The sequence below is a fragment of the Mycobacterium sp. genome (genome assembly GCF_008709575.1).
Classification (GTDB): domain Bacteria; phylum Actinomycetota; class Actinomycetes; order Mycobacteriales; family Mycobacteriaceae; genus Mycobacterium.
Genome location: NZ_VYIK01000540.1, coordinates 1 through 546 on the forward strand (window position 1 = coordinate 1; position 546 = coordinate 546).

A 546-nucleotide genomic window follows, 5' to 3' on the forward strand; every position below is an offset into this window, starting at 1 on the left:
ATGTGGGTGAACGCCAATCCGCAGGCCTATCAGGAATTGGCCCGGCGCTACCTGGCCGGGCTGAAACCGCTCTAAACCGGCCGCGCGGTCGCGGCCGCCCGGTCGACCTCCCAGTACGCGCGCAACGCGACCAACTTGCCCTCGTCGTCGGCTTTGTAGGTGAACACCCCGTCGGCGGTGACCTGGTGCCCGGCCATCGTGATGACGATGGCGCCGACGTTGGCTTCCTCGTTGCCGCACTGGTAGGTGTCGCGGAAGTCGAACTCGATGCGATCCGTGGGCGCAATCGCCTTGTCCCAAAATGCCGAGATGGCGTCCCGGCCCCGGTGCCCCTTGCCTTCGGGGTCGAAATGCGACGGCCCGATCGGGTCTTCGACGATGGCGTCCTCGGCGAACACCGCCAGCCACGCGTCTTTGTCCCTCGCCCGAACCGCCTCGCGGGAGCGCCGGCCCGCGGCGTGTGCAGGGTGTTCGGTGTCGGTCATCTGTCTTGGGATCCCGAGTGGATATAGGTGTCGGCAAAGCGTTTCAGTGAATCCTTCTTCT

The 546-nt window shown here is 65.8% G+C and carries 1 protein-coding gene; it reads right to left on the minus strand.

The features are described from left to right. Nucleotides 1-71: 71 nt before the first annotated feature. The gene (locus F6Q13_RS20035; RefSeq protein ID WP_293060169.1) at nucleotides 72-485 is read right to left on the minus strand and encodes a nuclear transport factor 2 family protein; all 414 of its coding nucleotides are present in this window, start codon (nucleotides 483-485) and stop codon (nucleotides 72-74) included. Nucleotides 486-546 lie beyond the last annotated feature (61 nt).

Coding starts and splice junctions, on each gene's coding strand:
- F6Q13_RS20035 (WP_293060169.1), bottom strand. CDS start 485: ATGACCGACACCGAACACCCTGCACACGCCGCGGGCCGGCGCTCCCGC.